This is a genomic window from Lacibacter sediminis (assembly GCF_014168535.1).
Classification (GTDB): Bacteria; Bacteroidota; Bacteroidia; order Chitinophagales; family Chitinophagaceae; genus Lacibacter; species Lacibacter sediminis.
Genome location: NZ_CP060007.1, coordinates 1,136,150 through 1,160,472, shown reverse-complemented (window position 1 = coordinate 1,160,472; position 24,323 = coordinate 1,136,150). Strand labels below are relative to the sequence as shown.

General features: G+C 40.1%; 17 protein-coding genes. 4 read left to right on the top strand and 13 right to left on the bottom strand.

Annotated elements, in window-relative coordinates; genetic code table 11:
• Nucleotides 1–62 precede the first annotated feature (62 nt).
• Both H4075_RS05230 and H4075_RS05225 read left to right on the top strand, forming a co-directional pair.
• On the top strand, nt 63–872 hold the full coding sequence (locus tag H4075_RS05230) for an SDR family NAD(P)-dependent oxidoreductase (protein WP_182804808.1): 810 nt from the start codon (nt 63–65) through the stop codon (nt 870–872).
• A 172-nt stretch (nt 873–1,044) separates the two neighbouring features.
• On the top strand, nt 1,045–1,632 hold the full coding sequence (locus H4075_RS05225) for a DUF4136 domain-containing protein (protein WP_182804806.1): 588 nt from the start codon (nt 1,045–1,047) through the stop codon (nt 1,630–1,632).
• 64 nt (nt 1,633–1,696) lie between these two features.
• Here H4075_RS05225 and H4075_RS05220 read toward each other — a convergent pair whose 3' ends face one another.
• The 7 genes from H4075_RS05220 to H4075_RS05190 form a co-directional block, all read right to left on the bottom strand.
• Nucleotides 1,697–3,949 (bottom strand): glycoside hydrolase family 3 N-terminal domain-containing protein, encoded by a 2,253-nt coding sequence (locus H4075_RS05220; protein WP_182804804.1) that lies wholly within the window; start codon nt 3,947–3,949, stop codon nt 1,697–1,699.
• Nucleotides 3,950–3,988: 39 nt separating this feature from the next.
• Nucleotides 3,989–4,795: a glycoside hydrolase family 16 protein gene (locus H4075_RS05215; RefSeq protein WP_182804802.1), complete on the bottom strand. Its 807-nt coding sequence runs from the start codon at nt 4,793–4,795 to the stop codon at nt 3,989–3,991.
• A 128-nt stretch (nt 4,796–4,923) separates the two neighbouring features.
• Nucleotides 4,924–5,952, bottom strand: a complete 1,029-nt coding sequence (locus tag H4075_RS05210) for a family 16 glycosylhydrolase (RefSeq protein ID WP_182804800.1) — start codon at nt 5,950–5,952, stop codon at nt 4,924–4,926.
• 3 nt (nt 5,953–5,955) lie between these two features.
• The gene (locus H4075_RS05205) at nt 5,956–6,855 is read right to left on the bottom strand and encodes a PKD domain-containing protein (protein ID WP_182804798.1); all 900 of its coding nucleotides are present in this window, start codon (nt 6,853–6,855) and stop codon (nt 5,956–5,958) included.
• A gap of 18 nt (nt 6,856–6,873) precedes the next feature.
• Entirely contained in the window at nt 6,874–8,943 is a 2,070-nt protein-coding gene (locus tag H4075_RS05200; RefSeq protein WP_182804796.1) for a PKD domain-containing protein, read from the bottom strand.
• A 26-nt stretch (nt 8,944–8,969) separates the two neighbouring features.
• On the bottom strand, nt 8,970–10,481 hold the full coding sequence (locus H4075_RS05195; RefSeq protein WP_182804794.1) for a RagB/SusD family nutrient uptake outer membrane protein: 1,512 nt from the start codon (nt 10,479–10,481) through the stop codon (nt 8,970–8,972).
• Between the two features lie 23 nt (nt 10,482–10,504).
• On the bottom strand, nt 10,505–13,624 hold the full coding sequence (locus tag H4075_RS05190; RefSeq protein ID WP_182804792.1) for a SusC/RagA family TonB-linked outer membrane protein: 3,120 nt from the start codon (nt 13,622–13,624) through the stop codon (nt 10,505–10,507).
• Nucleotides 13,625–13,828: 204 nt separating this feature from the next.
• On the opposite strand from H4075_RS05190, the gene H4075_RS05185 reads away from it, so the two are divergent.
• On the top strand, nt 13,829–16,723 hold the full coding sequence (locus H4075_RS05185; RefSeq protein ID WP_182804790.1) for a ligand-binding sensor domain-containing protein: 2,895 nt from the start codon (nt 13,829–13,831) through the stop codon (nt 16,721–16,723).
• 2 nt (nt 16,724–16,725) lie between these two features.
• Here the strand turns inward: H4075_RS05185 and H4075_RS05180 are convergent, their stop codons facing one another.
• The 6 genes from H4075_RS05180 to H4075_RS05155 form a co-directional block, all read right to left on the bottom strand.
• Nucleotides 16,726–17,829 carry a hypothetical protein gene (locus tag H4075_RS05180; RefSeq protein ID WP_182804788.1) on the bottom strand — a complete coding sequence of 368 codons (1,104 nt, stop codon included), beginning with the start codon at nt 17,827–17,829 and terminating at the stop codon, nt 16,726–16,728.
• A gap of 58 nt (nt 17,830–17,887) precedes the next feature.
• Nucleotides 17,888–18,910, bottom strand: a complete 1,023-nt coding sequence (locus tag H4075_RS05175) for a phosphodiester glycosidase family protein (RefSeq protein WP_182804787.1) — start codon at nt 18,908–18,910, stop codon at nt 17,888–17,890.
• Between the two features lie 6 nt (nt 18,911–18,916).
• Complete coding sequence (locus H4075_RS05170; RefSeq protein ID WP_182804785.1) at nt 18,917–20,011, bottom strand: glycoside hydrolase family 10 protein; 1,095 nt, start codon at nt 20,009–20,011, stop codon at nt 18,917–18,919.
• 68 nt (nt 20,012–20,079) lie between these two features.
• Entirely contained in the window at nt 20,080–21,012 is a 933-nt protein-coding gene (locus H4075_RS05165; RefSeq protein WP_182804783.1) for a DUF4434 domain-containing protein, read from the bottom strand.
• 1 nt (nt 21,013) lies between these two features.
• Nucleotides 21,014–21,685 carry a GDSL-type esterase/lipase family protein gene (locus H4075_RS05160; RefSeq protein ID WP_182804781.1) on the bottom strand — a complete coding sequence of 224 codons (672 nt, stop codon included), beginning with the start codon at nt 21,683–21,685 and terminating at the stop codon, nt 21,014–21,016.
• Between the two features lie 16 nt (nt 21,686–21,701).
• The gene (locus tag H4075_RS05155) at nt 21,702–23,000 is read right to left on the bottom strand and encodes an MFS transporter (RefSeq protein ID WP_220494856.1); all 1,299 of its coding nucleotides are present in this window, start codon (nt 22,998–23,000) and stop codon (nt 21,702–21,704) included.
• A gap of 121 nt (nt 23,001–23,121) precedes the next feature.
• On the opposite strand from H4075_RS05155, the gene H4075_RS05150 reads away from it, so the two are divergent.
• Nucleotides 23,122–24,306 carry a glycoside hydrolase family 10 protein gene (locus H4075_RS05150; RefSeq protein ID WP_182804779.1) on the top strand — a complete coding sequence of 395 codons (1,185 nt, stop codon included), beginning with the start codon at nt 23,122–23,124 and terminating at the stop codon, nt 24,304–24,306.
• Nucleotides 24,307–24,323 lie beyond the last annotated feature (17 nt).

The following is a 24,323-nucleotide window of genomic DNA, read 5'->3' as shown; positions in this document are numbered from 1 at the left end:
TTCGAAAAGCCGACTATTCATTTTTGTATCGATTATTTATCACGAACAAAAATGACAGAGAAATGCTTTCATTAAACGAACAAAGAAGAATCAAAGCGCAATACGGCACATGGGCACTTGTTACAGGCGCATCATCCGGTATTGGTTTGGCCATTGCAGAAGAACTGGCAGCAGCTGGTATTCATCTTGTATTAAACGCAAGAAATAAAGAACAGCTATTTCTTGTAAAAAAAGAACTGGAACAACGCCATAGAGCAGAAGTAAAAATTATTGCTGCTGATATTTCAACTGCAGATGGAATTGATACACTTATTCGGGAAACACAGCAACTTTCAATTGGCTTGTTAGTTGCATCAGCAGGTTACGGCACATCAGGCTTATTCATTGATGCATCGTTACATAAAGAGATCAATATGCTTCGGATTAATTGTGAAGCAGTGCTGGCATTAACACATCATTACAGCCAACAGTTTGTACAGCGCAAACGTGGAGGCATTATCTTGCTTAGCTCTATTGTTGCATTTCAAGGGGTACCCTATGCTGCACATTACGCTGCAACCAAAGCATATATCCAGACATTGGCTGAGGGGTTGGCTGTTGAACTAAAACCATCAGGTGTTGATGTTTTGTCAGCAGCACCCGGCCCGGTTGAAAGTGGATTTGGTAAACGGGCAAACATGCAAATGTACATGTCGTTACAACCACAGCAAATTGCTGCACCCATTCTCAAAGCTCTTGGGCGAAGCAACCATGTAGTGCCGGGAGCTTTATCAAAACTATTGGTGTATTCGTTACGAACCGCACCAAGATGGGCTAAGATAAAGATCATGGAAAAGATTATGGGCAGAATGACTTTACACCAACGGAAATAAAAAATACATCTTAATGAAGCTATACTTGCTTTCAAATGAACTTATCAATTCTTCAAATTGTTAAAAAACATAACAATCTCTCTGTGTTTTCACAATGCTTTAATAAACCTCAAACATCTGCGACCGTCTGTGGTACGTTAATTGAACATACTATTAAAACAATGGAGGTACTATGAAAAAGCGTTTGAGCAGATGGATGTTTTTACCGGCTTTATTACTCTTACTGGCAGGTTGCGGCCCGGCAGCACATATTGAAAAAGATCAGGCTTTTAATTTTTCCAATTACAAAACGTTTGCATGGGTTGACCAAGATGGTGCCGGACGTAATGACCGTAACAAGAATAACGACATTGCAGAAACAAATATCCGTGCAGCAGTAAGTAAAGAATTAACAAAAGCTGGATGGAGCGAAACAAAACGTCGTCCCGATATTTTATTGAGTTATGATCTGTTGGTAGAACGTTCTACTGTACAAAATAACGACCCGGTTTATTCGCAGCCTTTCTACAGAACATTCTATAGCCCGTATTACAGACGTTACTTTATTGTAAACTATCCTTCTCAGTTTATTGGCTACGACCGTAGCGAACGAACTATTAAGGAAGGAACAATAACGGTGAACATGATCGATGCAGCCAGTGGTAAAACAGTATGGCAGGGTTGGGCTACCGATGAGGTGAACAACCGTAATATCAGTTCAAAAGAAATTGAGGCCGCAGTAAGATCCATCTTTAAAAAAGCCGACTTAGCAAAACGCTAAAAACAATAAACCCTTTCAAGATTGAAAGGGTTTTGTTTTGCTGCTATAATAACGATTGCTCAACTCATTTTTTCAACTCAAATTTTGCTTCCTTTACATCACGACTGTTACCGCCAATGAACAACGTAAAATCTCCCGGTTCATAAATGTATTGCAGCTTGTCGTTATAGAATCGCAGATCATTAGCTGTAAGTGTAAACTGTACTTGTTTACTCTCTCCCCTACCGACCTTAATTTTTTTAAATCCTTTCAACTCTTTTACCGGACGAACGACAGACCCTGTGATGTCACGGATATACAATTGCACTACTTCTTCCCCATCATAATTACCATTATTGGTAACTGTAACAGTTGCTGTTAATGTTTCGCCAGGCTTAAGAGATGATTTATTCAATTGAATATCGCTGTACTGAAATCTTGTATAACTCAATCCAAAACCAAACGGATACTGAGGACTATTGCGCAGATCAGTATAGGCTGATACATAGTTGAAATCGGTTTCTGTTTTTGCAGGCCTGCCGGTGTTATAATGATTATAGTAGATCGGAATTTGTCCTTCGCTGCGTGGAAACGTCATTGGTAATTTACCGGAAGGATTATAATCACCAAACAATACATCAGCAATTGCATCAGCACCTTTTGTACCTAACCACCAGGTGTAAAGAATAGCAGACACATGTTCTGCTGTCCAGTTAAACACCAATGGACGACCGGCTGCAACTAATACAACTACTGGCTTGCCTGTTGCCGCAACGGCCTTTATTAATTCTTCCTGCACACCTGGCAAATGAATATTGCTACGGCTCTTTGCTTCACCGCTCATATTTCTTGTTTCACCCACATAGATCACTACCACATCTGATTGACTGGCTGCATCTATTGCTGCTGCAAAACCTGCACGACTGCTATCTGTCAACTCACAACCTTTTGCATAAAGCAACTGTGTGTTGCTGCCAATTTTATTTTGAACAGATTGATAAAGACTCGGCACACGTGCAGAATCATCATCCCAATCGTAACTCCAGAAGCCAAGATGTTCTTTTATTGCTTTTACCAACGGACCAACAAGTGCTATCTTTTTTGTTTGTTTTGAAAGAGGTAATGTACCCACCCCTGCCCCTCCCGGGAGGGGATCATTTTTCAGCAGCACAATACTCTTTGCTGCAATTTCTTTTGCTGCAACAAGATGTTGCGGATTGTTCCATTGCTGTTTCTCTCTTTGGATATTGCTGAACTTGTATGGATCAGCAAATAAGCCCAGTTCATATTTTTTACGAAGAATGCGCCTTACAGCTTCATCAATCACAGTCATCTTCACTTTTCCTTCTTTCACTAAGCGTGCAAGATGCTGAATGTAGGCACGGCTTTCCATATCCATATCGCTACCGGCATTTGCTGCCAGCATAGCTGCTTCATAATTATCTTTTGCATAGCCATGATTCACCATTTCCCCAATACTTCCCCAATCGCTCACCACAAAACCTTTGAATTTCCATTGACCTTTTAAAATATCACGTTGTAAAAAACGGTTACCCGTTGCCGGTATACCATTGAGATCGTTAAATGAATTCATGAATGTTGCTGCACCTGCATCGGCCGCTGCTTTAAATGGCGGCAGATAAGTTTCATACAACATACGTGGGCTCATATCAACTGAATTATAATCACGACCGCCAACTGCTGCGCCATAAGCTGCAAAATGTTTCACACAAGCCAACACCGCATCTGTATTTCCAAAACCTTTTCCCTGGAAACCATTTACTCTTGCTTTCGCAATGAGCGAACCTAAAAAAGGATCTTCACCTGCACCTTCCATTACACGGCCCCAACGGGGGTCACGACCAATATCAACCATTGGCGCAAACGTCCAGTGAATACCTGCTGCACTTGCTTCAATAGCTGCAATGCGTGCACTGCGTTCAATTGCTTCCATATCCCAACTTGCAGCTTCAGCTAATGGTAACGGAAAAATTGTTCTGTAACCATGAATCACATCCTGTCCAAACAATAACGGAATTTTTAAACGTGACTGCATCGCAATTTCCTGCAACGAACGTGTACGTTCTGCACCTGTAACGTTGAGGTAAGAACCGATCATTCCTTTCCTTACCTGCGTTTGCTTATCTCCATCTTGTGTAATTGGACCGGTCGCAGCAAAATCGCTGCTGTATTGATTCATTTGCCCGATCTTTTCGTCGATTGTCATTAAGCGTATCAGTGAATCGAGAAAACGATTCATTTTTACTTCATTCGTTACCTGTGCAAATAAAACTGCTGTGCTGAACGAAAAGCAGAGTAAGAGTGCAACACGTTTCATGATCTTGTGTTGATTAAGAGTTAAAACTATCGTTTACTTTTATTGATATACCCGAACGTAATCTATTTCCATGCGTTGGGAAAAGATGCTGTCATCAACACCAAATTTGCCGCCCCAGTTACCACCAACTGCCACATTCAGCAGCAAATGAAATTGTTTATCGAATGGCCACACCTCACTGCCTGAATTTTTATTATTGAACCGATGATATTCTTTTCCATCGAGCATAAAAATAATTTTATCGGCCATCCATTCAATTGAATAAATATGAAATGAGGAGGAAAGATCTTTTACGGAAATTGCTTTACCCACTTGTGTTCCTTGTCCGTGATTATAAGCCCCGGTATGCACGGTGGCAAATAATGAATCGGGCCAATAACCAACATTCTCCATGATATCAATTTCACCGCTATGCGGCCAGCCACCATATTCCCATTTTGTAGGAAGCATCCAGATTGCAGGCCACATTCCACGGCCAGCTGGTAGTTTTGCTTTCACTTCAATACGTCCGTACTTCCAATCGCCTTTGTTTCTTGATACCAGGCGTGCTGAGGTATAATTTGCATCTTGAAATTTTTCTTTATGTGCTTCAATAATGAGTTTGCCATTTTCCACTCGTGCATTCTCTTTTCGATTTGCTGTGTAATACTGAAGTTCGTTATTACCCCATCCGCAGTTATTCGGGCAGCCTCGGCCAAGATCGTAACTCCACTTTGCAGTATCTGGCAACCCGTTTGTATTAAACTCATCAGCCCAAACCAATTTCTGTTTCTTTTGCCCGCAAGATGTTGTTGTTGAACCGATAAACATCAACATTGCAGCCAAGCGTACTATGTATGTTTTCATAATAACTTATTAATGTGTAAGGATAAAGAGAAGAAAAGTGAAAGACATTTAATTCAATAAAAAAACATGATCCACTTTCGCTATTGATTATGAGGAATACGCTCTGTTCCTCTTCTGCCATATGATCATTATTGATAAACCCGAATATAATCGACCTCCATTGCAGCGCTGTTGAAATTTGGATCAACGGCACCGCCAAAAGAGCCTCCCATAGCCACATTCATGATAATGAAAAAATTATGATTGAATGGAATAGCTGTTGAATTGGCAACCGTATGGAACAATACATCGTCTACATAAATTTTAATCGCCGCAGCTGTCCATTCCACTTTATAAATGTGAAACTCAGTGGATGCGTTACTGATAATTCGTGAACTGCCATCGGCACTTCCTCCTGACCGGCCGGGATAATGCAATGTTCCAAAAATGCGGTTGAGATCATTTCCCTTATGCTCCATAATATCGATCTCACCACAAGCAGGCCAACCGGCAGTATTAATATTAGCACCCAACATCCAGATGGCGGGCCATGTGCCCCCACCCGCGGGAAGTTTGGCACGTGCTTCCACAATACCATACTTGAAAGAAAATTTATTTGCTGTGAGCATACGTGTTGATGTATACGCACTGCCATTAAAATTTTCTTTCTTCAAAGTAATTTTTAAAACACCGTTCTGCACAATTACATTATCGCTCCTGTTGGTGTAATACTGTTGTTCATTATTACCCCAACCGTTCGATCCTGTGCCAATATCATAACCCCACTTCGCAGGATCAGGTGCACCATTTACCTCAAACTCATCACTAAAAATCAATGACAAGCCAACTGCAACAGTAACCTGTATTGTTTTAGATGCTGTTTTACCACTTGCACTTTTTGCAGTAACGGTTACGCTGTAGGTTCCTGATGCAGCATACTTGTATGTTACTTTACCAGTTGGCACCAATGCAAACACACCGTTGCCGTATCCATATTCATATGTAGCCGCATTCGTAGCTGTGGCTGTAAACTCAACATTACCGCTGTTATCAGTACTTACCACTGCATTAAGCGTAAGATTGGTTGGCGCCACATCGGCGTTACCCGGGCTGCCTTTTTTCGAACATGCGAAAAAAGACAGCACAGATAACAACACTAGCAAACTCATTCGTATCATATATTATGATTTCACTTTTAATTTCTGATACCACGCATTACCATCAATTCCAATATTGCGCAAGTGCATAGTTGTTGCTGTAAGAGATAATATCTCATACGTTGTTGCGCCGGTACCAAAAATGATCAGTCCATTACCAGGCACATCAAACTGTATTCTTGTTGAATTAGACGGTGTTGATGCAGAAGTTGCATCCATGAATGCTAATTTTTTTGTACCGGCTGCTGTTACGCCAAGACAAGCATCACCACCACCAAACCCATAAAACGCCGTTGATGCACCAATAGAAAATGACTGTCCTTTGTTATCAATGGTCATCAGGATATTATTATTCGCATCTTTTGTAAAAGTGATCTCATCATCATATGAACAGGCATCTCTTGAATTTGGTCCTGCTTCATACCAGATTGGTGAAAATTGATCATTAGGCCCTACACCAAAATGACCGGGTGCTTCTTTATCTGAAACCCAAATTTTAGAAGTTCCTCCTGTCATATTCTGTAAAATGGTTGCAGGAATTTCAAATGCAACGAACACAGTCACTTTCTTACTGATCGTTGAAACCACACCACCTGTGCCAATTGCATTTACTGTGATCACATATTCATCAGTACCTGGGTTTGTGTATTTATAATTGATGATGCCCGATGGAACAATCTGTGATTTGCCATCGCCAAAATCAACTTTATAACTGATTGCATTTTTGGCAGTTGCCGTAATGGCAACAGCGCCTGTGCCGTTTCCGTTAGGATTGCTTGCATCTACACCTGCAACTACAGCGGTTAGTGTAAGATCTGATGGCGTTTTAAAATCGCCAAAGCTGTATTCCTTTTTTTCGCAACCAGCCAGGAAAGCAACAGCTGCAAGGAAAACAAGTGCGAATGATTTTATTTTCTTTATCATGATGTATGATTTATGAAATTAGTTAAGCGAAATGTCATCAACGTAAAAGGTATAGTTTGCTGAACCATCACCCATTATACCCAGATCAAATATCAAAACGATGCTTTGATATGACCGGCCTGCATCAATTGCACTAAAATCAAATGTCATTTCCTCCCACGCATTTGCAACTGTTGTAAGCTTTCTTATTTCGAATGCTGCTCCTCCGGGTCCTTCAACCTTTAACAGAACATCGGCACCAATTCTGGGCGAATACACTTTCATTTTAAACGTCTTCTTTACAGAAAAATTAATCGGGTTTACCAAACCGATCAAACTGCCTGCATATACTTCGCCGGCGTTCTTAATCATTCTTGCAACTTTAGAACTTGGGTTACCGGCGTTCACAAACGGATTATTGATTACAGTAAGATTTCCACCTGCAAAATCAATGATATTGTACCCGAATGTAGTTGACTGGAAATCGAGCGGCAATGCAACATAATTAGGCGTTACGTTTGTAGGAAGGAACTGCACATCATCCCAATAAAACACTTTGCCATCTCCATCTACATTAAAATTAAAGAACACACTCGCCATATCGTAATTGTAAGAAAGATTCATAGCTGCAGTACCTGCAGATTGATTAGCAAAATCAAACACCAAGGTTTCCCAGGTGTCGGCCGCCGTCGTCATTGCTTCTGTTTCAACTGATCTTGTATTATTCGTATGATCTTCTACTTTTAACCTTACACGCAAACCCGCAGCAGGAGAATAAACTCTGATGCTCATTTGTGTTTCAGTTGCTGTAAAAGGAATCTTTGAAGTAAAGTATGCACCAATCGTTGTTCCGGCCCATGATGCAGCTCCGGTTGGCTTGGTAGTCTTCTTTACTTTATTAGCTGCATTTGCAGGATCAACATCATTTACAGTTACTGCACCGCCAAAATCTGTTACGGCATAATTTAAAGCAGCATTATCAAACGTTACAGGCAGTGTTAATGGTACTGTAGGAATCTGATTTGTTAAACGGATATCATCAAACAGAAATGTAAAATTAGCCGAACCATCACCCACAGTTCCTAAATCAAATATGAGTACAATTTTTTGATAAGAATTGGCGGTATTGATTGCGTTGTAATCAAACACAAGGTCTTCCCATGCATTGGCTACAGTAGTTGCTGTTTCTTTTTCAAAAAAGACGCCTCCATTTGTTGCGTTCTCCACTTTCAACAATACTTTAGCACCCACTCTTGGTGAATATACTTTCATGCGGAATACTTTGTTCGCAGAAAAATCAATAGGCGCACCAAGGGTAATAACACTACCACCCCATACTTCCGGTGCACTCTTCACCATACGACCAACTTTATTGGTTGTATTAATACCGGTCTTATTAGGGTTGTCGATGATGGTAACATTACCACCACCAAAATTGATGAAGTTGTATTGCAATGTTGAAGATTCAAATGTTAATGGCAGTAATACCGGATCAACAATTGTAATCGTTTTTGTAAACTGTGTTGTTGCTGCACCACCACTCAAAGCAACAACTCTTACTGTATAAGTACCAACCGCTGCATAGGTATGGCTGATGGTTTCACCTTCCATAAACGAAACTGGCACTTCATTTGGCACATCACCAAAATAAACACGGAACATTGTTTCGTAAAGTGCTTTTGCAGTAACATTCACTTTAAAGTTATTCGCAACATCCACGTCAGCTGTAACTTCTAAGTTTTCCGGTGCACGGAACGAAACAGTAAGTTGCTGTGTTGCCTCTGTTGCTTTACCCGTGATATTGTAACCTACTATTTTTACGTTGTACACACCTTCCGCATATTTATGTGTGGTGTTTTTTCCCGCCTGTACTTTAGCTGGTGCAGTAGTAGCATCGCCATAATATACATCAAACGAAACGGCACCTTCACCGTTGGGTGTAATGGTTACATTACCGGTATTGTCCTGTGTAATTTCAAACAGTGCCGACAGCTTTCCTGCTGTAGCAGCACTGTTAAGAAATGATATATCATCATTCAATTCCGGCTTACAACCCGTAACAACGAGCAGTAAAACCGCAAACTGAATTATATTTTTTATTGTACGCATAATTTTCAGTTTTTAATGTGTGGGAATTAATAACCGTTGTTTTGGGTTAATCCTGAAATGAGCACTTCTGTTTGTGGAATTGGAAACACTTCATGTTTATTTGCAACAAACCCGGTGATCTTTGATGCAGCCTGTCCTGTGCGAACAAGATCAAAGAAGCGATCGCCTTCCATACCTAACTCCAATCTGCGTTCATCCCAGATAGCCTGGCGCAATGCAGTACCGGTTGATGTGATATTGTGCAGGTTATCGTTAAATGCACGCTGACGAACAAGGTTGAGATAAGTTTGTGCTTTGGTATCATTGGGGGTTGAAGAGCGATTGAACGCTTCAGCTGCCAGCAACAATACTTCTGCATAACGGATGATACGGAAATTATTTGTGTAGTTTAATTCCAACTGACCACTTGTTTCGCCTTTACGTGGTAAATACTTCTGATTGTACAAACCGGTATTCTTGTATGGTGCTACCTGGTAAGTAATATTAAAAGAAGGATTTGCATTTTTATAGGCTTCTATATCCAGTATTGTTACAGCTTTACGTTGATCGCCTGCTGCATAAGCATTCGCCAGATTTTGTGTTGGAAGATTTGTACTCCAGCCGGCAGCATAAGGCATGGCGTTTGTTCCATTCAATCCACGCACTCCGCATTGTTGAACGGCATAGTTACCCTGACCTCTGTTGTAACCACCCCAATTGTAATACGGTGATGTGTTTGAATATTGAATTTCAAACACTGACTCAGGTCCGTTTTCACCACTTGACAAATACATCGATGCGAAATTTGTTACCAGTGAAAAAGCATTTGATGTAATGATGCTTTCCAATACAGGAGCAGCCGCATCAAACTTGCCTTGATAGATCAGCACTTTACCAAGCAATGCCTGTGCTGCATATTTTGTAATACGACCTTTTTGCTGTTGAACTGCAGGTAATACTGCAGCTGCTGCTGTAAGATCTTTTTCAATTTGCTTATACACATCTGCTTTTGCCGTACGTTGTAATGACCGGCTATCGCTAAGGCTTAAACGCTTATCAACAAATAAAGGCACATCGCCAAACATTTTCACCAACGTGAAATAATAATAAGCACGAATAAAATATACTTCACCATACAACGCTTCTTTCCCTGCAAAGTCAACAGTGTTGCCAGCAAGGTTTTTGTCTTTGTATTGTGTCATGTAATTGGCCCGATTAACACCTTCGTACGCAGACTTCCAAATCTCTTCAAGCGCAGAGTTAACTGATGTGTGTGTATAATCGTCGATCTGTTGCAATGCCAAGACGTCTGATGCGTTTTCACCACCGCTTACTGCATTATCTGATGCAATATCGCCGATAGGTACTACCTGGTTTATCCATTGCAGCGGTGTGTAAACACTCACCACCATGGTGCGGTAGTCTGATTCCGATTTCAGGTAATCAAGTTCTGTAATTCTGAAATCCTCACGTGGATTATAATCAACCCACTTTTTGCAGGAGGCAAGCATCAGCATCAAGAGAAACAAACTTGCTATATGAATTGTGATCTTCTTCATTGTTACTTTTTTTTAATTGAAGATTATAATTTGATATCAAGACCAAACGAATAGGTTCTTGCTTGTGGATAAGCACCACGATCTACACCAGTATCAAGAATTCCACCTGCGATCTCAGGATCGAAACCGGTGTACTTGGTAAAGGTGAATGCATTACGCACCTGTACATACAAACGAAGACGGCTGAATACTTTCTTCGTCATTTGTTCAGGGAATGTGTAACCCAATTGAAGGTTTTTGATTTTTACAAATGATCCATCTTCCACGTATCTTTCAGATACACGAATGTTGCTGTTTGCATCGGTAAACGAATAACGTGGTGTGCGTGCATCATTGGTTGTGCCTGCGCCTGTCCAACGACCTAACACTTCTCTTGATTTATTTGAAAAGTTAGCGTTACGTTCAAATGCCTTGTATACATCATTACCAACAGAGGCATATGTAAACATATTGAAGTCGAAATTTTTATATTCAAATCCAAGATTCCAACCCATGGTGAAATCAGGGAAAGGATCGCCGATCTTTGTTTGATCTGCTGCTGTAATTGCTCCATCACCATTTACATCCACAAAACGGATGTCACCAGGTTGTGCTCCAGCTTGTGTAGGTGCCTTGGTAATTTCATCAAAGGTTTGAAACAAACCATTTGTTTTGTAACCATAGAAATAACCGGGCGTATATCCTTTTTCAAACACTGTTACCGTTTGCGACTGTCCGTTAAAATAACCACCGCCAACAATTTTAGCTGTACCATCACTGTTTGTAGCAGTTACTTCATTTTTTGAAGTAGTGAAAGTGAGTGACGTAGTAAGACGAAAATCTTTACCAATTGTTTCGTTATAACCAAGCGTAATATCTAAGCCTTTACTTGAAGTAGAACCGATATTGGCTGTAGGAATAGGAACAGTACCAAGATATAATGAAGCAGATGGAGTAAACAATAAACCATCAACTTTCTTCTCAAAATAATCAGCAGAGAGATTGAATTTCTTTTTGAAGAATGTGATATCAAAACCAACATTCATCTGCAACTGTTTTTCCCAACGTAATGCATTGTTGGCTGCAGAACCCACTGTTGAACCTGGGTAAAACACATCTCCAAAAGTATATCCATTGCTGTTTGCAGTTGGTCCGTAGCTCGGGCCACCTGTTACAATACCAACAAACTGAGGACTTACATTTTCATTACCAACTGAGCCATAACTTCCTCTGAGTTTCAAATAATCGATAAAAGAAGATTTAAAGAAGTCTTCATTTGATACAACCCAACCCAAAGAACCTGACAGGAAGTTGGCAAATTTATTATCGATACCAAAAGCATACGAACCATCTCTACGTCCTGTAAAAGATGCTAAATATTTATTTTGATAATCGTAATTAATCCGTGTGAAATAAGAAAGGTTCCTGCGGAAATACTGGTAATAATATCCGTTAACGGCATTACTGTTTGTGGCTGTGTTATTACCTGTTGCCGCTGTAAAGTCAGCAAATTCCCATGAGTTAAATGGCACATCCTGGCGGCTTGCGCCTGCAGCATTACCTGAAGTTTTTGCGAGAGAGAAACCTAATACAGTTTCAAAATTATGATCGCTACCTATATTAAAATTGTAATTACCGAATGTTTCCCAGGTGTAATTAAAGTTGCTGGTTTTTTCGTGCGATACACTATTGAAACGGCCGGTTACCTGTGAGCCATCAGCATTCATACTGTTCTCAACATTCAACGGGCCATAAAACACAAGTGGTGTAAAGCTCTTTGCATTACCGTCATACTTTGTGTAACCAAAGCGACTGTTAAGTATGAGTCCCTTAATCACAGTGTACTGCATTTCAAACTTTCCGTAAAGCTTATTACCTACATTCTTATTAAAAGTATTGTCAAGCTTTGTAAGCGGATTGAATATTTCAGATAACAAAAGATTGCTGAAACCGTACTTACCCACAGTATTTGGTACATTGTTTAATACCGGAACAGTAGGATCAAAATTCAAAGCACTGCCGAGTACACTATTAAAAGAGTTCTCCTGTATACCTCTTCCATCAAGCAGAACTCCAGTGGTATTTAAAATGAATTTCAGTTTTGAAGTAATATCAAATGAAAGGTTAGCAGTAAAGTTGCCCCGGTTAAACCTTGACTTTTCATTACCCCCAACAATACCACCCTGGTTTAGAAAACCAGCTGATAAGAAATAAGTCATTTTATCGCTACCACCACGTGCAGAGATACTATGTGTTTGAAACGTGGCATTTTTAAATATCTCGTTTTGCCAATTTGTACCTGCACCCAATAATGAAAGATTTGGGAAGATAGGATTGCCACCTGCTGTAACACTACCTTCATTAATAATAGCACCGTACTCGGCAGCATTCAACACACCAATTGTATTGGCTACTTCCTGAACACCATAGTTGGCGCTAATTGTTATATCGGCCTTTTTGTTTTTACGACCTGATTTTGTTGTAACCACAATAACTCCATTTCCACCTTTTACACCATAAATAGCCGTGGCAGAAGCATCTTTTAATACACTTACTGATTCGATATCAGCCGGATTAATGGCATTGAAATCAGTTAAAGTTTGCGGCACACCGTCAATTACAACAATAGGATCCGTACCTGAGAATGACGGAATTCCACGGATGAGAACTGTAGGTCTTGAACCGGGTGAACCACCCTGAATTACATTTACACCTGATGCACGGCCTTGTAATGCTTCTTCGGTACGTACCGGTTTCAGTTTGTCAATATCAGCGGCCTTAACGGTTGAAATGGCGCCGGATACTTTTGTAACCCGCTGGGTACCGTAACCTACCACCACCACCTCACCAAGGTTAGCAGCAGAACCTTCTTCTAACTGAATGTCAGCTGCACCCGAACCGGTTACGGTGTAACGGAAATCGGCAAGACCGGTATAAGATACCAGTAATACTGCACCACGTGACGCTGAGATGGTGAAACGTCCAGCAGCATCGGTTAAAGTAGAAGTGGTTGTGCCCTCTACCTGAACGGTTGCACCCACAAGGGCTTCACCCGTTTCTTTGTTTTTTACGCTTCCGGTTACAGATAAACTCTGTGCGAAAGACTGCTGGAGAAAAATGCCGAGGAAAACTACAAGACACAGAATTGTGTACTTACATTTCATAAAGCAATCGTTTTAGTTATTAATTAATCAAAAGGGGAAATCAACAGGATAAAATTATTGCTAACCTCTACAGCAAAGAAATATAGTGCCTCATCATTACTACATCAATAAATTCAATAGATTGATTTACAATAGATTTGTACTACATCAATACTACATCATAAAAAATTTCCTACATTCACTTTTCAATTACGATGCCTGCTGATGAAGAAATTGCTGCTCTTCCTACTTTTTCCTTTAACATGCATTGGCCAAAACACAATTGGCCTGCCTGATGTCATCAATTACTCCAAACAATCGTATGCTGCCGGGCTGCAGAACTGGGATATTAAACAGGATAAGAATGGCATTATCTATATTGCCAACAATGAAGGTTTACTAAGTTTCGATGGCAGGTACTGGACACTTTATCCGCTTCCCAATCGCACTATCGTTAGGTCGGTGGAAATTGGAAGTGATAATAAAATATATGTGGGTGGGCAAGACGAGCTGGGATATTTCGCACCTGCATCAAATGGCCGGCTGATCTATTATCCGCTGACCGAGTTTATTCCGGCAAAGGACCAGTCCTTTGGCGATGTGTGGGATATCGTGGCATACAGAAAGGATGTGTTCTTCCGTACTTCCACCAAAATTTTTAAGTTCAGCAATCAGGCCGTAGCCACGTTCCGGGCTGTCTCCGAATGGTCGTATATGGGTGTTTGTAACAACCGGCTCTTTGCACACGATTTTGTAAATGGATTGCTTCAATTTGAAAATAACGTCATGTCAAAAATACCTGTAACGGGTGGCCAGCTTCCGAACGATCCCGTTACAGGCATTCTGCCTGGAGGTAAAGACAGTATCTTGATCACCACGCTTAAGAACGGCATCTTCCATTTTACAGGTAATTCGCTTTCAAAGCTCATTTCACCGAATAATAATTTGTTTCAAAGTGAGCGTATTTATTCAACTACTCCTATTAATAAGGAGTGGATGGCATTGGCAACAAACAACAGCGGCGTTTACATCATTGATCTGAAAGGAAATATTATTCAAACCTTTTCGAAGAACGAAGGGTTGCAGAACAACAATGTACTGAGCATTTTTCTCGACAACCAACGCAATCTCTGGCTGGGACTTGATAATGGTGTTGATTTCATTGCATACAACAGTGCCATTAAACACATTACTCCTTTTGGGCAGGATGGCTCCGGCTATACTGCCATTATTTATAACAACAGGCTTTACACAGGCACATCAAATGGATTATTTAGTGTTGGACTGCAACAAATGAGCGATCTCAGTTTCAGCAAAGGATATTTTCAACCCGTAAATAATACCAAAGGTCAAACCTGGGGACTGGCAGAGATCAATAATCAACTTTTGCTCGGTCATCATGAAGGGGCATTTCTCATCAGGGATAATACCGCAGTACCTTTTTCATCCGATGCAGGATTCTGGAATTTTGTTCCGCTTTCTTCTACTTTTCCTGCGCAGAAAATTGTGTCCGGCACGTATAAGAATCTTCAATTCTTTAATTACAACAATAATCAGTTTACTCCTGCAGGTGCAGTGCCTGCCTTTGTAGAATCGTCAAGATTTGTAACCATCGATGAGAATGATCATATCTGGATTTCGCATCCTTACCATGGCGTGTACGAGGTTGTTGAATCAGCAGATGGAAAATTTACCGTAACTACTTACACTAATCAACATGGTCTGCCTTCTATTTTGAATAATCATGTTTACAAAGTGAAAAATGAGGTAGTTGTTGCAACTGAAAAAGGTGTGTATGTGTTTGATCAAAAATCAAAAAAGTTCCTGCCCTCTTCTTTTTATCAAAAGATCATTGGCAATCAAAGTGTACGTTATCTAAAAGAAGATGCCTCGGGAAATGTCTGGTTCATTCACGAAAAAACGTTGGGTGTAATTGATTTTTCAGGGAAAGAACCTGCTGTCATTTATTTGCCCGAACTGAACACAAAAATGCTGAGTGGGTTTGAATTTTTATACGCAGTAAATGAACAGAACATTTTTCTTGGTGGTGAAAAAGGATTTTATCATATCAATTACAGTAAGTATAAGCAAACTTCGCCCAACCTGCAGGTTCAGATACGTGCCGTGAGAATTATCAACAAAACCGACAGTCTTTTATTTGGAGGTTACTTTAAAGCAGTAAATGAAAAACAGTTGCAGGAGAAAGCTGATGTACATAGTATTGGTAACAGTTGGAAAACGATCCGATTCGATTTCGCATCACCATTGTTTGGTTTACAATCAAATCTTGAATACAGTTACAGGCTGAATGGTTTTGACAATAACTGGAGCGAATGGAGCAAGCGTACGGAAAAAGAATACACAAATCTGCCAGCAGGCAATTACAGTTTTGAAGTAAAAGTGCGCAATAACCTGGGTAACGAGTCGGCAGCAGCAGTGTATGCATTTAAAATGCTGCCGCCCTGGTATCAAACAACATGGGCTTATCTGTTTTACCTGTTATTGTTTGGCACAGGTATTTATGCATTATTTAAATGGCAGCAAAAGAAATTTGAAGAACAGCAAGCCAAACATGATGAAGAACAAAAACGTTTGCAATATATCTACGACCTCGAACGAAGTAAAACTGAAAGCGAACTGGTAACACTTCGTAATGAAAAACTGGAAGTAGAGATCAACTTTAAAAATTCGGAACTGGCTTCTTCGGCTATGCACCTTGTAAAAAAAGGAGAACTGCTTACAAAGATCAAAGCAGAGCTGGCGCATGTGATGAAAGTATCAGATAATCCACAAGCCATCAGTGAATTGAAAAAGATGATGAAGTCGTTAGGTGAGGATGACAACATGGATAAAGAGTGGGAAAACTTCACCAAACACTTCGACAAAGTACACAGCGATTTTATTGTAAGCTTAAAAGAAACACACCCCAACATTACCAATAACGAAATAAAACTTTGTGCTTACCTGCGTATGAATTTAAGCACCAAAGAAATTGCACAGCTGATGAATATCTCGGTGCGTGGTGTGGAGATCAGCCGCTACCGGTTACGGAAAAAATTAGGCATTGGTACTGAAACAAATCTGTTTGATTATTTGATCCAGTTGCATAAAGAAGATTAAGTTCAAAGATCATTTACCTCAGCAACAATTAAGTATTGAGGCAGTTGCTTTAACTGCATCACAAGATTTATCCATTCGGCTTGTGAACTGTAGATGCGTTCTCCGTTTTCATTCCACTGTTCAGGGCTGCACAAACAACCCATAGATGGTGTGTTGGGAAAATAAGTTTGTTGCCTGTAATACACAGGATCAATGGTCGTACCATGTGCAATAATTTCAGTGCGCCCAAGCTTACCTGCTGTGAAACTTTCCCACAACGATTTGTATTGATTCAACGATACACCTAATAGATTCTCGTAGACCGTTTGATAAGCTGTGTCCTTTTCAAAAAAAGGAATCTTTGCTTTTTCAAACGGCAAACACATTTGAAGGTTGGTGGTAGGGCCTATCCAGTTATTATCCGAAGTATCAAATCCGTTGATACGGTACAACCCTTGTGGTGTATTACCATTGGTTAAATAAAAAGGAAGATTGTTAATAGCACGTGCCAACTGCGGAAAACGAAGTTCATTTCCTTTATCGTCAGTGAGCCATTTACCATCTGCTGTGTGGATCATCAGATAACCGGGTTTGTTTCGATCGGTTGATTGAAAGCTGCACAACACAGTTTGTCCTTTTAGAAAAGATGTATCCAGAAATAAATTCTTCGCAGGAAGTGTTAGCGATGATTTACTTCTCACATAAGTATAAGGAGAAAAATAAGCCGACTTTGTAAATGCATCATCCGCTTTCACATCAATCAACACATTCGACAATGCGAGGTATTCCAACGCCATTGCTTTCACTTTATCTGATCGTAGCTTTTGCCAGATACGTTTTACATCTTCATTAAACTCGCCCGGATAAAGCGTGTACAGCATTTCAAAAAAAGATCGTTGAAATCCAGGACCAAGTGTTGGTAATTGTTCAATCTGTTTTGGAATGCTGGATGTATAAACTGCAGGCTTGTATAACATTAATTCCATTGCCCAGAAAGCGCCCATCCAGTTATCATACGTGTCATTGTTTAAGGGAAGTTGTACTGTTCGTTCAACCTGCTGTTGCAATTGCCATGAGACAGAATCACGACATTGCTTTGAAGCAAAGAAAAAACGTGTCTCTGCCATTTGCGCAGAAACGAATTGGCAACAATATAAACTCAATACAAAAACAATCAGCTTCATTTTATTTGCGCTTGATCAATACAGCACTTACAACGGCACGTTCAGTTCCATCACCGGGTCTTACCGTCAGTTGATTGCCGATCACCAATGAAGTGGAACCACCACCATCCAAATTTACTGCATCTGTGCAACTGAGATCTTTCAGCAGATTTGCCAGCTCATTCAGATTTAAACCGGTATAACCACCTGCTGTATTATCACCTTCAATTGCAAGCAACAGCACAATGCTGTTTGCATTGTAACCAATAGCTGAGCGTGGTCGTGATGTTGTATTGTTGATACTGATGAGTTCCTGCACATCAGTGATTGTTACATTACCCGCCTTCAGCAACATAGGTGAACCACCAATTGCACTAACGGTGTTCCAAGCACTTCCGCCTACAGGAAAATTTTCATCCGGTACCGGTTGTGGCGCTGCCCCTTCTGCATTTGGACTTACAGTTGGATAACTGTAAATATTATTATTACCCGTTCCAATACTATACACCCATGCAACAGATGGTACACCTGTGTTTGTAACACCAAACGCAGCACGTGTTGGATAATAGGGAGTGGATGTTCCGTTATATGTTCTGTTCAATACTTTAATGTTGGCTGATGAAACAGTGTTATTATATTTCACTATACTGAAGGATTGATTGCCGCCAAAAAATCCTCCATTGATACAGGCATATACAATACCTGTTTCCTGTGCATAAAATTCACTCGGCTTTTTTGCAGTAGCCGATAAAACAGGCTTGAATTCGAATTGTGTATTCTTACTATCATACGCCACACAAAACGCTTTTACTTTTTTTCCGCTGTATAAACTGTCGAATGTAAATACCTGAATGCCTGTTGGAAAATTTGCTGCAAGCGTTGTTGATATTTTCCAACCCTGTGGCAAGCTAATTAAAGGTGTAACAGGAACAACAACAGGTGGATTTACCGGCCCGCCTGCATTACCACCCGGGTTTGATTTTTTTGAGCAGGAGAACATTAAAGCTGTTAGCAGCAATAATCCAATTGTTTTCAAACGCATCATCTTCAATTATTTTTTGTTTGAATAAAATGATCCTTTCAATCGGTTCAATGTCTCGAAGTAAAAAAACACTTCCCCATTGTAACCATGTTTGCGGTTTAGTTCAATCATTTGATCAGTTAACTCACGTGTTGATTGATAACCATAACCCAAAGAAGTAAGTATGCCCGGAAAAACCCTGTGTTTTAATTCGGCAGGAACCTGTGTATCTAATTCTTTCAATACATTTTCATATGCATCGAGCTTGTAACGGTATAGTTGTGGAATAATATAATCGGCATAACCTTCTTTCAGCCACTTGGGCCAGTCCTGTAAATATTGTTCTTTGCTCCATGGATAAATACTGGGAGCCCATGTAACCAAACAGTTTGGTTTTATCTTCTTTACATCCTCATACAATGTTTTTCCAAACAAACTCAACTGATCAGCTTTCCATTGCAGCCACTTTTCTTCTTTCGCATCTGCAGGTGGTGCTGCGCCATTGTGCTGCGCTGCATATAGTTTCAACGTAGCTGCATCATATCCACCTTCACCCGGCATAGCAGGCATACGATCATCTCCCTGTATACCATCCACATCATAGTTTTTTACAAACTCCGCCACAAGTTTTCGCATAAACTGTTGTACATCGGGATTGATGGCGCTCCACCAATAGAACCCGTTTTTTTGAAGCAGATTTCCTTTACTATCTCTCCCCGCCCATTGCGGATATTTCTGTAACCACAATGCAGTGCTATCTTTATACGAATAAGAAAATCCAAATTCAAACCAGGCATGAACTTTCAATCCTGCTTTATGTCCTTCTTCAATCATTTCTTTGATTGGATCACGACCGTTAAACTTTGGATCCTGTTTTATACCGATGTATTCATTCACCACATTACTGGGATACATGGTCATACCTCTGTTCCAAACAACAATGAAAATATTGTTGAGCCCATTTTCTTTGCAAAGTGCTACGGTTTCTTTTACTTTTTCTCTTGATGACAACGCCTGGCTGGCAACATTGGTGATCCATGTACCACGTATTGGTTCTTCTGCTTCCTTTTGTGCGCATGCTGTAAGAAAACAAAAAGTAAAAAGTAAAAAAGTAATCTGTTTCATTTGTCTTTTATTTGATAATAACAAGTTGGTCACCCGTAGTTTACAGTAACGGACCTACCGAAAGAGAATTAAAAAGTTGACTTGTATTCTAAATAACGATTGTATAAATGATGCGCCTGGATATACGCTGACTGCGGACTCATGAAATGCGAAAACTCAAACGTAATGGCTTTATCATATCCTGCTCGTCTGGCCGCATCTAATTTTAATTTCAGTTTTTCAAATTTGATAGGTAAAAATTTGATAGGCATATCACGGTCGAATGTTTCAGCATTGGTCCAGCATTGCATCCCATGCTTATCTGCTAATTTTTTATTGATGCGAAAGAAATCTTCCAACTCACTGTAATCAATATGACCATCCTGAAAAGCAACAGCATCAACAGCGCCTTTGATCCCTTCAAAAATTTCATTCCATTCTGTTTCATGTTCCTGTAATGAAACAGCATCTTCTTTGGTAATGGAACTGTTTGCAGCCATCACGGCTTTCTTACCATCGATCCACGGAGAAATAAACGTAGGTAATCCACCACTCACCTGCTTACATTGCAAACCCAATGTGCGGAATGCTTCTGTTGCCCCTTTTGTTTTCCGGCTGATCTCCATACTTAAATACCATCCCTTAAACGAAGGATGATGACCATACTTTTTCCATACTTCCTCAATCACAAATTTGTTATCATCTATTTCATGAGTGAGGTCACCAGTATCCCAATAAATGCCGCTATCATACAAACCAAAATAGAACTGCATGTTGTATTTATCTGCTAACGATAAATACAATTCCACAAGATCAACCGGTGGTGTAAAGCAACCATGCTTTTGTATGAGATAAGTTGATGGATAGGTGAGAAAACGACGGTAGCCGCTGCGAATAAGAATGACGGTATCGATACCCGCAGCTTTCATATGCAGAAAGTCCTTTTCCCATTCAGCAGCACCCCAATTCTGATGTGGGATATCATGGCTGATTTCGTCGATAAATGTTCCTGTCAGTAGCATTTTAGTTGAGATAATTTCCGTTGATCAATAATTTTTTCCAATGACGATATCCGTCACCCGTTAAATGCAATCCATCATTGGTATATTTTTCATTGAGTTTACCATCAGCATTTAAAAATGCATCATACAGATTGATGTAAGTGATTTTCTTTTCAGCACAAAGCTTTTTCAATCCTTCATTCACATTCAACACATGTTCTGTTTTGTTCTGATGATTTTTAAATTGTGTGAAGTTGTTATTGGTTGGCAATAAACTCTGCACATATATTTTGGTGGCAGGCGATTGCAGTTGCATCGTGTCAATCATCTTCCGGTAGTTACGAAGAATGACTTCATCGGGAATACTTCTGGCAATATCGTTAATACCTATAAGGATAAATATTCTGCGAGGTTTTCGCTTTACCACTTCATACAATCTGTTCAATACACCAAACGTATTATCGGAACTGATGCCACGGTTCATTGTATTATACTCAGGAAATAATTCGCTCCATTCGCCGCCATCAGTAATACTATCGCCCAGCCAAACAATTGCTTTTTTGGGTGTCGGCATCTGTTCAAACATGCTCAGCTTCTGATCATAGTAATAAAATCGGAAAGACGAATCATAAGATGCCTGTGCTTTCAAAAAATGAAAACTTACAACAAATAAAAGCAGCCATATACTTCGCATGTACATCATTTTTTAATTATGTTGTCAATTGTTCAGTATCGGTTTTCGCTTCTTCAAACTGTTGTAACGGCACAAGCCACGTAACAAGAAAAGCCGGTATAGTAGAGATCAACACCCAGATAAAAAATTCTTTATAGCCCAACCAGTCACTAACATAACCGCTCACCATCGATGGCAATAAAAAGCCAAGACTCATTAAGCCACTGCCAAATGCATAATGCGCCATTTTATATTTTCCCGGAGCGATCTGTTGCATGATGAATAAAATCAACCCAACAAAACCAAACCCGTATCCAAAATATTCAATTGCTACTGCCGAGCCAATAATGTACACATTCACCGGTACAGTGATTGCTAGGTAGGCATAAGCCGCAAATGGAATATTGAAAAAAGCACAGAGTATAAGCAGTGTGCGACGTGTCAATCCTTTATTCGAAACAAAATAACCTGCCGCAATGGATCCTAAAACAAATGCAATGGCACCAAACACACCATATAATACACCCACTTGTGAAGTTGATAAACCTAAACCTCCATCTGCACGTGCAGCTTTAAAAAATAACGGCGTAATCTTAATCGCCTGTCCTTCTGCAAAACGATACAGCACAATAAAACATAAGCTGTACCAGATATTTTTCTTTTGAAAAAAAGTAATGATCACATCTTTCAACGTAGCAAACCCTTCCTTTACAGAATGTACTTCGGCTGACTTGCCTCCCTGTGGCAACATCGCTTTATTATATATACCTAACAGGATCATCACAACTCCATACATCAGCAATACAACTGTCCATGCGTTTACAACGCCATTTGATTTTTCTAATTCACCTGCGAGATAAACCAATAATCCACCGGAGAAAACTTTGGCAATATTATAAAACGCACCCTGCCAACCAACAAACTGTGCCTGCACTTTGCGTGTAAGCTCATTTAAATAAACACCGTCAGCAGCGGTATCATGTGTAGATCCGCTAATGGCAATAATGAAAAAAACAGTGATGGATATGCTGAAAAAATAATCGGAATGTAACGACAGTGCTGCTAAGCCAAATAGTGCACCTGTGATGATTTGTGTAGTATAGACGAAAAACTTTTTCGTTTTAAACATCTCCAGGAAAGGTCCCCAAAGTGGCTTGATCGTCCATGGCAACATGATAAGTGAAGTCCAGAAAGCAATCGTACCATCTGAAACACCCATATTCTTATACATGATAGATGTAGCCGTAGCCAGTGCCACAAATGGTAATCCCATTGCAAACCAGGTACTTGGAATCCAGGTGGCGGGGTGGCGTTGCTTGGTCGTTTGTTGCGGCACAATCGGTTGGTTTAGGAAAGCCCTATCAGAAAACAGGCTTAATTAAATTTTTTTAATAACTTTTTGTGAATTTATAATATTTTTTAATTAAGTTCGATAAATAAATCTAAAATAATTTTTCATGCTTGCGGTTTTGTTGCGATTGCGGTTTCCTGTTCACGTCATTTTGTGTGTATTGCTATTGACATTCGTTAATGCCTGTTCAAAAAAAGGAACAAGCGGGAATACTCCAACCAATCCGGGTACACCGGTTAATCCCCAGCCTCCGGTGTGGGATCCAAATGCGTTGCGTGGTGTTTGGGTAACCAATGTAGCAAGTACGGCATTGGATTCAAGAGACAACATAAAACTAACTGTTCAGAATTGCAAGAAAGCGGGCATTAACAACATCTTTATTGTTACCTATAATAATGGACGCACCATTTATCCAAGCGCTGTCATGAACAACCTCATCGGCAAACCTATTATGGAACGGTTTGCGGGTAGAGATCCATTAAAGGAAATGATTGAAGAGGCAAAACTGGAAGGTATTAAAGTGCATGCATGGTTTGAATACGGCTTCTCTTCTTCCTATTCTGCAAATGGCGGCGATATCATTGCCGCAAAACCAAACTGGGCCGGTCGTGATATTGATGGAAAGTTATTAGTGAAGAATGGTTTCGATTGGTTAAATGCATTTGATCCGGAAGTACAAAACTTTATGATCAGCCTGTTTAAAGAAGTGGTGACGAATTATGAAATCGATGGTGTGCAGGGTGATGATCGTTTGCCTGCTCTTCCATCAACCGGAGGTTACGATGCTTACACGGTAAACATGTTTAAAACAGAAAATGGATTTGATCCGCCCACGAATTACAGAGATGCATTTTGGCTTGATTGGAGAGCAAAGAAATTAAATGCATTCATGAAAAAACTTCGTAATGAAGTGAAAGCCGTAAAACCAAATGTAATGTTGACGATGTCGCCCAGTCCTTTTCCGTGGGGCAGAGATGAATACTTGCAGGATTGGCCAACATGGGTTGACAGTGGATGGGTTGATGCGATTCTGCCACAATGTTACCGCTACGATATACCTGCGTACAATGCAACCATTGCACAACAGAAAGGATATTATAAAAATCCTGCAGTTGCATTTTATCCAGGTGTATTATTAAAGGTGGGTAATTATGTAACTTCTGTTTCGCTGTTGAATCAAATGATCCAGACAAATCGTAACAATGGGTTTAAAGGCGAATGCTTCTTCTTTTATGAAGGAATAAAAGATCAGGCTGGCTGGTTTCAGCAACAATATCCGTATATCAAATAACGGTTCACACACTAAGC

Bases quoted from the DNA above. Each gene is read 5' to 3' on its own strand.
- H4075_RS05150 (WP_182804779.1), top strand. From the start codon at position 23,122: ATGCTTGCGGTTTTGTTGCGATTGCGGTTTCCTGTTCACGTCATTTTG.
- H4075_RS05170 (WP_182804785.1), bottom strand. From the start codon at position 20,011: ATGAAACAGATTACTTTTTTACTTTTTACTTTTTGTTTTCTTACAGCA.
- H4075_RS05195 (WP_182804794.1), bottom strand. From the start codon at position 10,481: ATGAAGAAGATCACAATTCATATAGCAAGTTTGTTTCTCTTGATGCTG.
- H4075_RS05185 (WP_182804790.1), top strand. From the start codon at position 13,829: ATGAAGAAATTGCTGCTCTTCCTACTTTTTCCTTTAACATGCATTGGC.
- H4075_RS05175 (WP_182804787.1), bottom strand. From the start codon at position 18,910: ATGATGCGTTTGAAAACAATTGGATTATTGCTGCTAACAGCTTTAATG.
- H4075_RS05165 (WP_182804783.1), bottom strand. From the start codon at position 21,012: ATGCTACTGACAGGAACATTTATCGACGAAATCAGCCATGATATCCCA.
- H4075_RS05225 (WP_182804806.1), top strand. From the start codon at position 1,045: ATGAAAAAGCGTTTGAGCAGATGGATGTTTTTACCGGCTTTATTACTC.
- H4075_RS05160 (WP_182804781.1), bottom strand. From the start codon at position 21,685: ATGCGAAGTATATGGCTGCTTTTATTTGTTGTAAGTTTTCATTTTTTG.
- H4075_RS05205 (WP_182804798.1), bottom strand. From the start codon at position 6,855: ATGATAAAGAAAATAAAATCATTCGCACTTGTTTTCCTTGCAGCTGTT.
- H4075_RS05180 (WP_182804788.1), bottom strand. From the start codon at position 17,829: ATGGCAGAGACACGTTTTTTCTTTGCTTCAAAGCAATGTCGTGATTCT.
- H4075_RS05220 (WP_182804804.1), bottom strand. From the start codon at position 3,949: ATGAAACGTGTTGCACTCTTACTCTGCTTTTCGTTCAGCACAGCAGTT.
- H4075_RS05230 (WP_182804808.1), top strand. From the start codon at position 63: ATGCTTTCATTAAACGAACAAAGAAGAATCAAAGCGCAATACGGCACA.
- H4075_RS05215 (WP_182804802.1), bottom strand. From the start codon at position 4,795: ATGAAAACATACATAGTACGCTTGGCTGCAATGTTGATGTTTATCGGT.
- H4075_RS05190 (WP_182804792.1), bottom strand. From the start codon at position 13,624: ATGAAATGTAAGTACACAATTCTGTGTCTTGTAGTTTTCCTCGGCATT.
- H4075_RS05210 (WP_182804800.1), bottom strand. From the start codon at position 5,952: ATGATACGAATGAGTTTGCTAGTGTTGTTATCTGTGCTGTCTTTTTTC.
- H4075_RS05200 (WP_182804796.1), bottom strand. From the start codon at position 8,943: ATGCGTACAATAAAAAATATAATTCAGTTTGCGGTTTTACTGCTCGTT.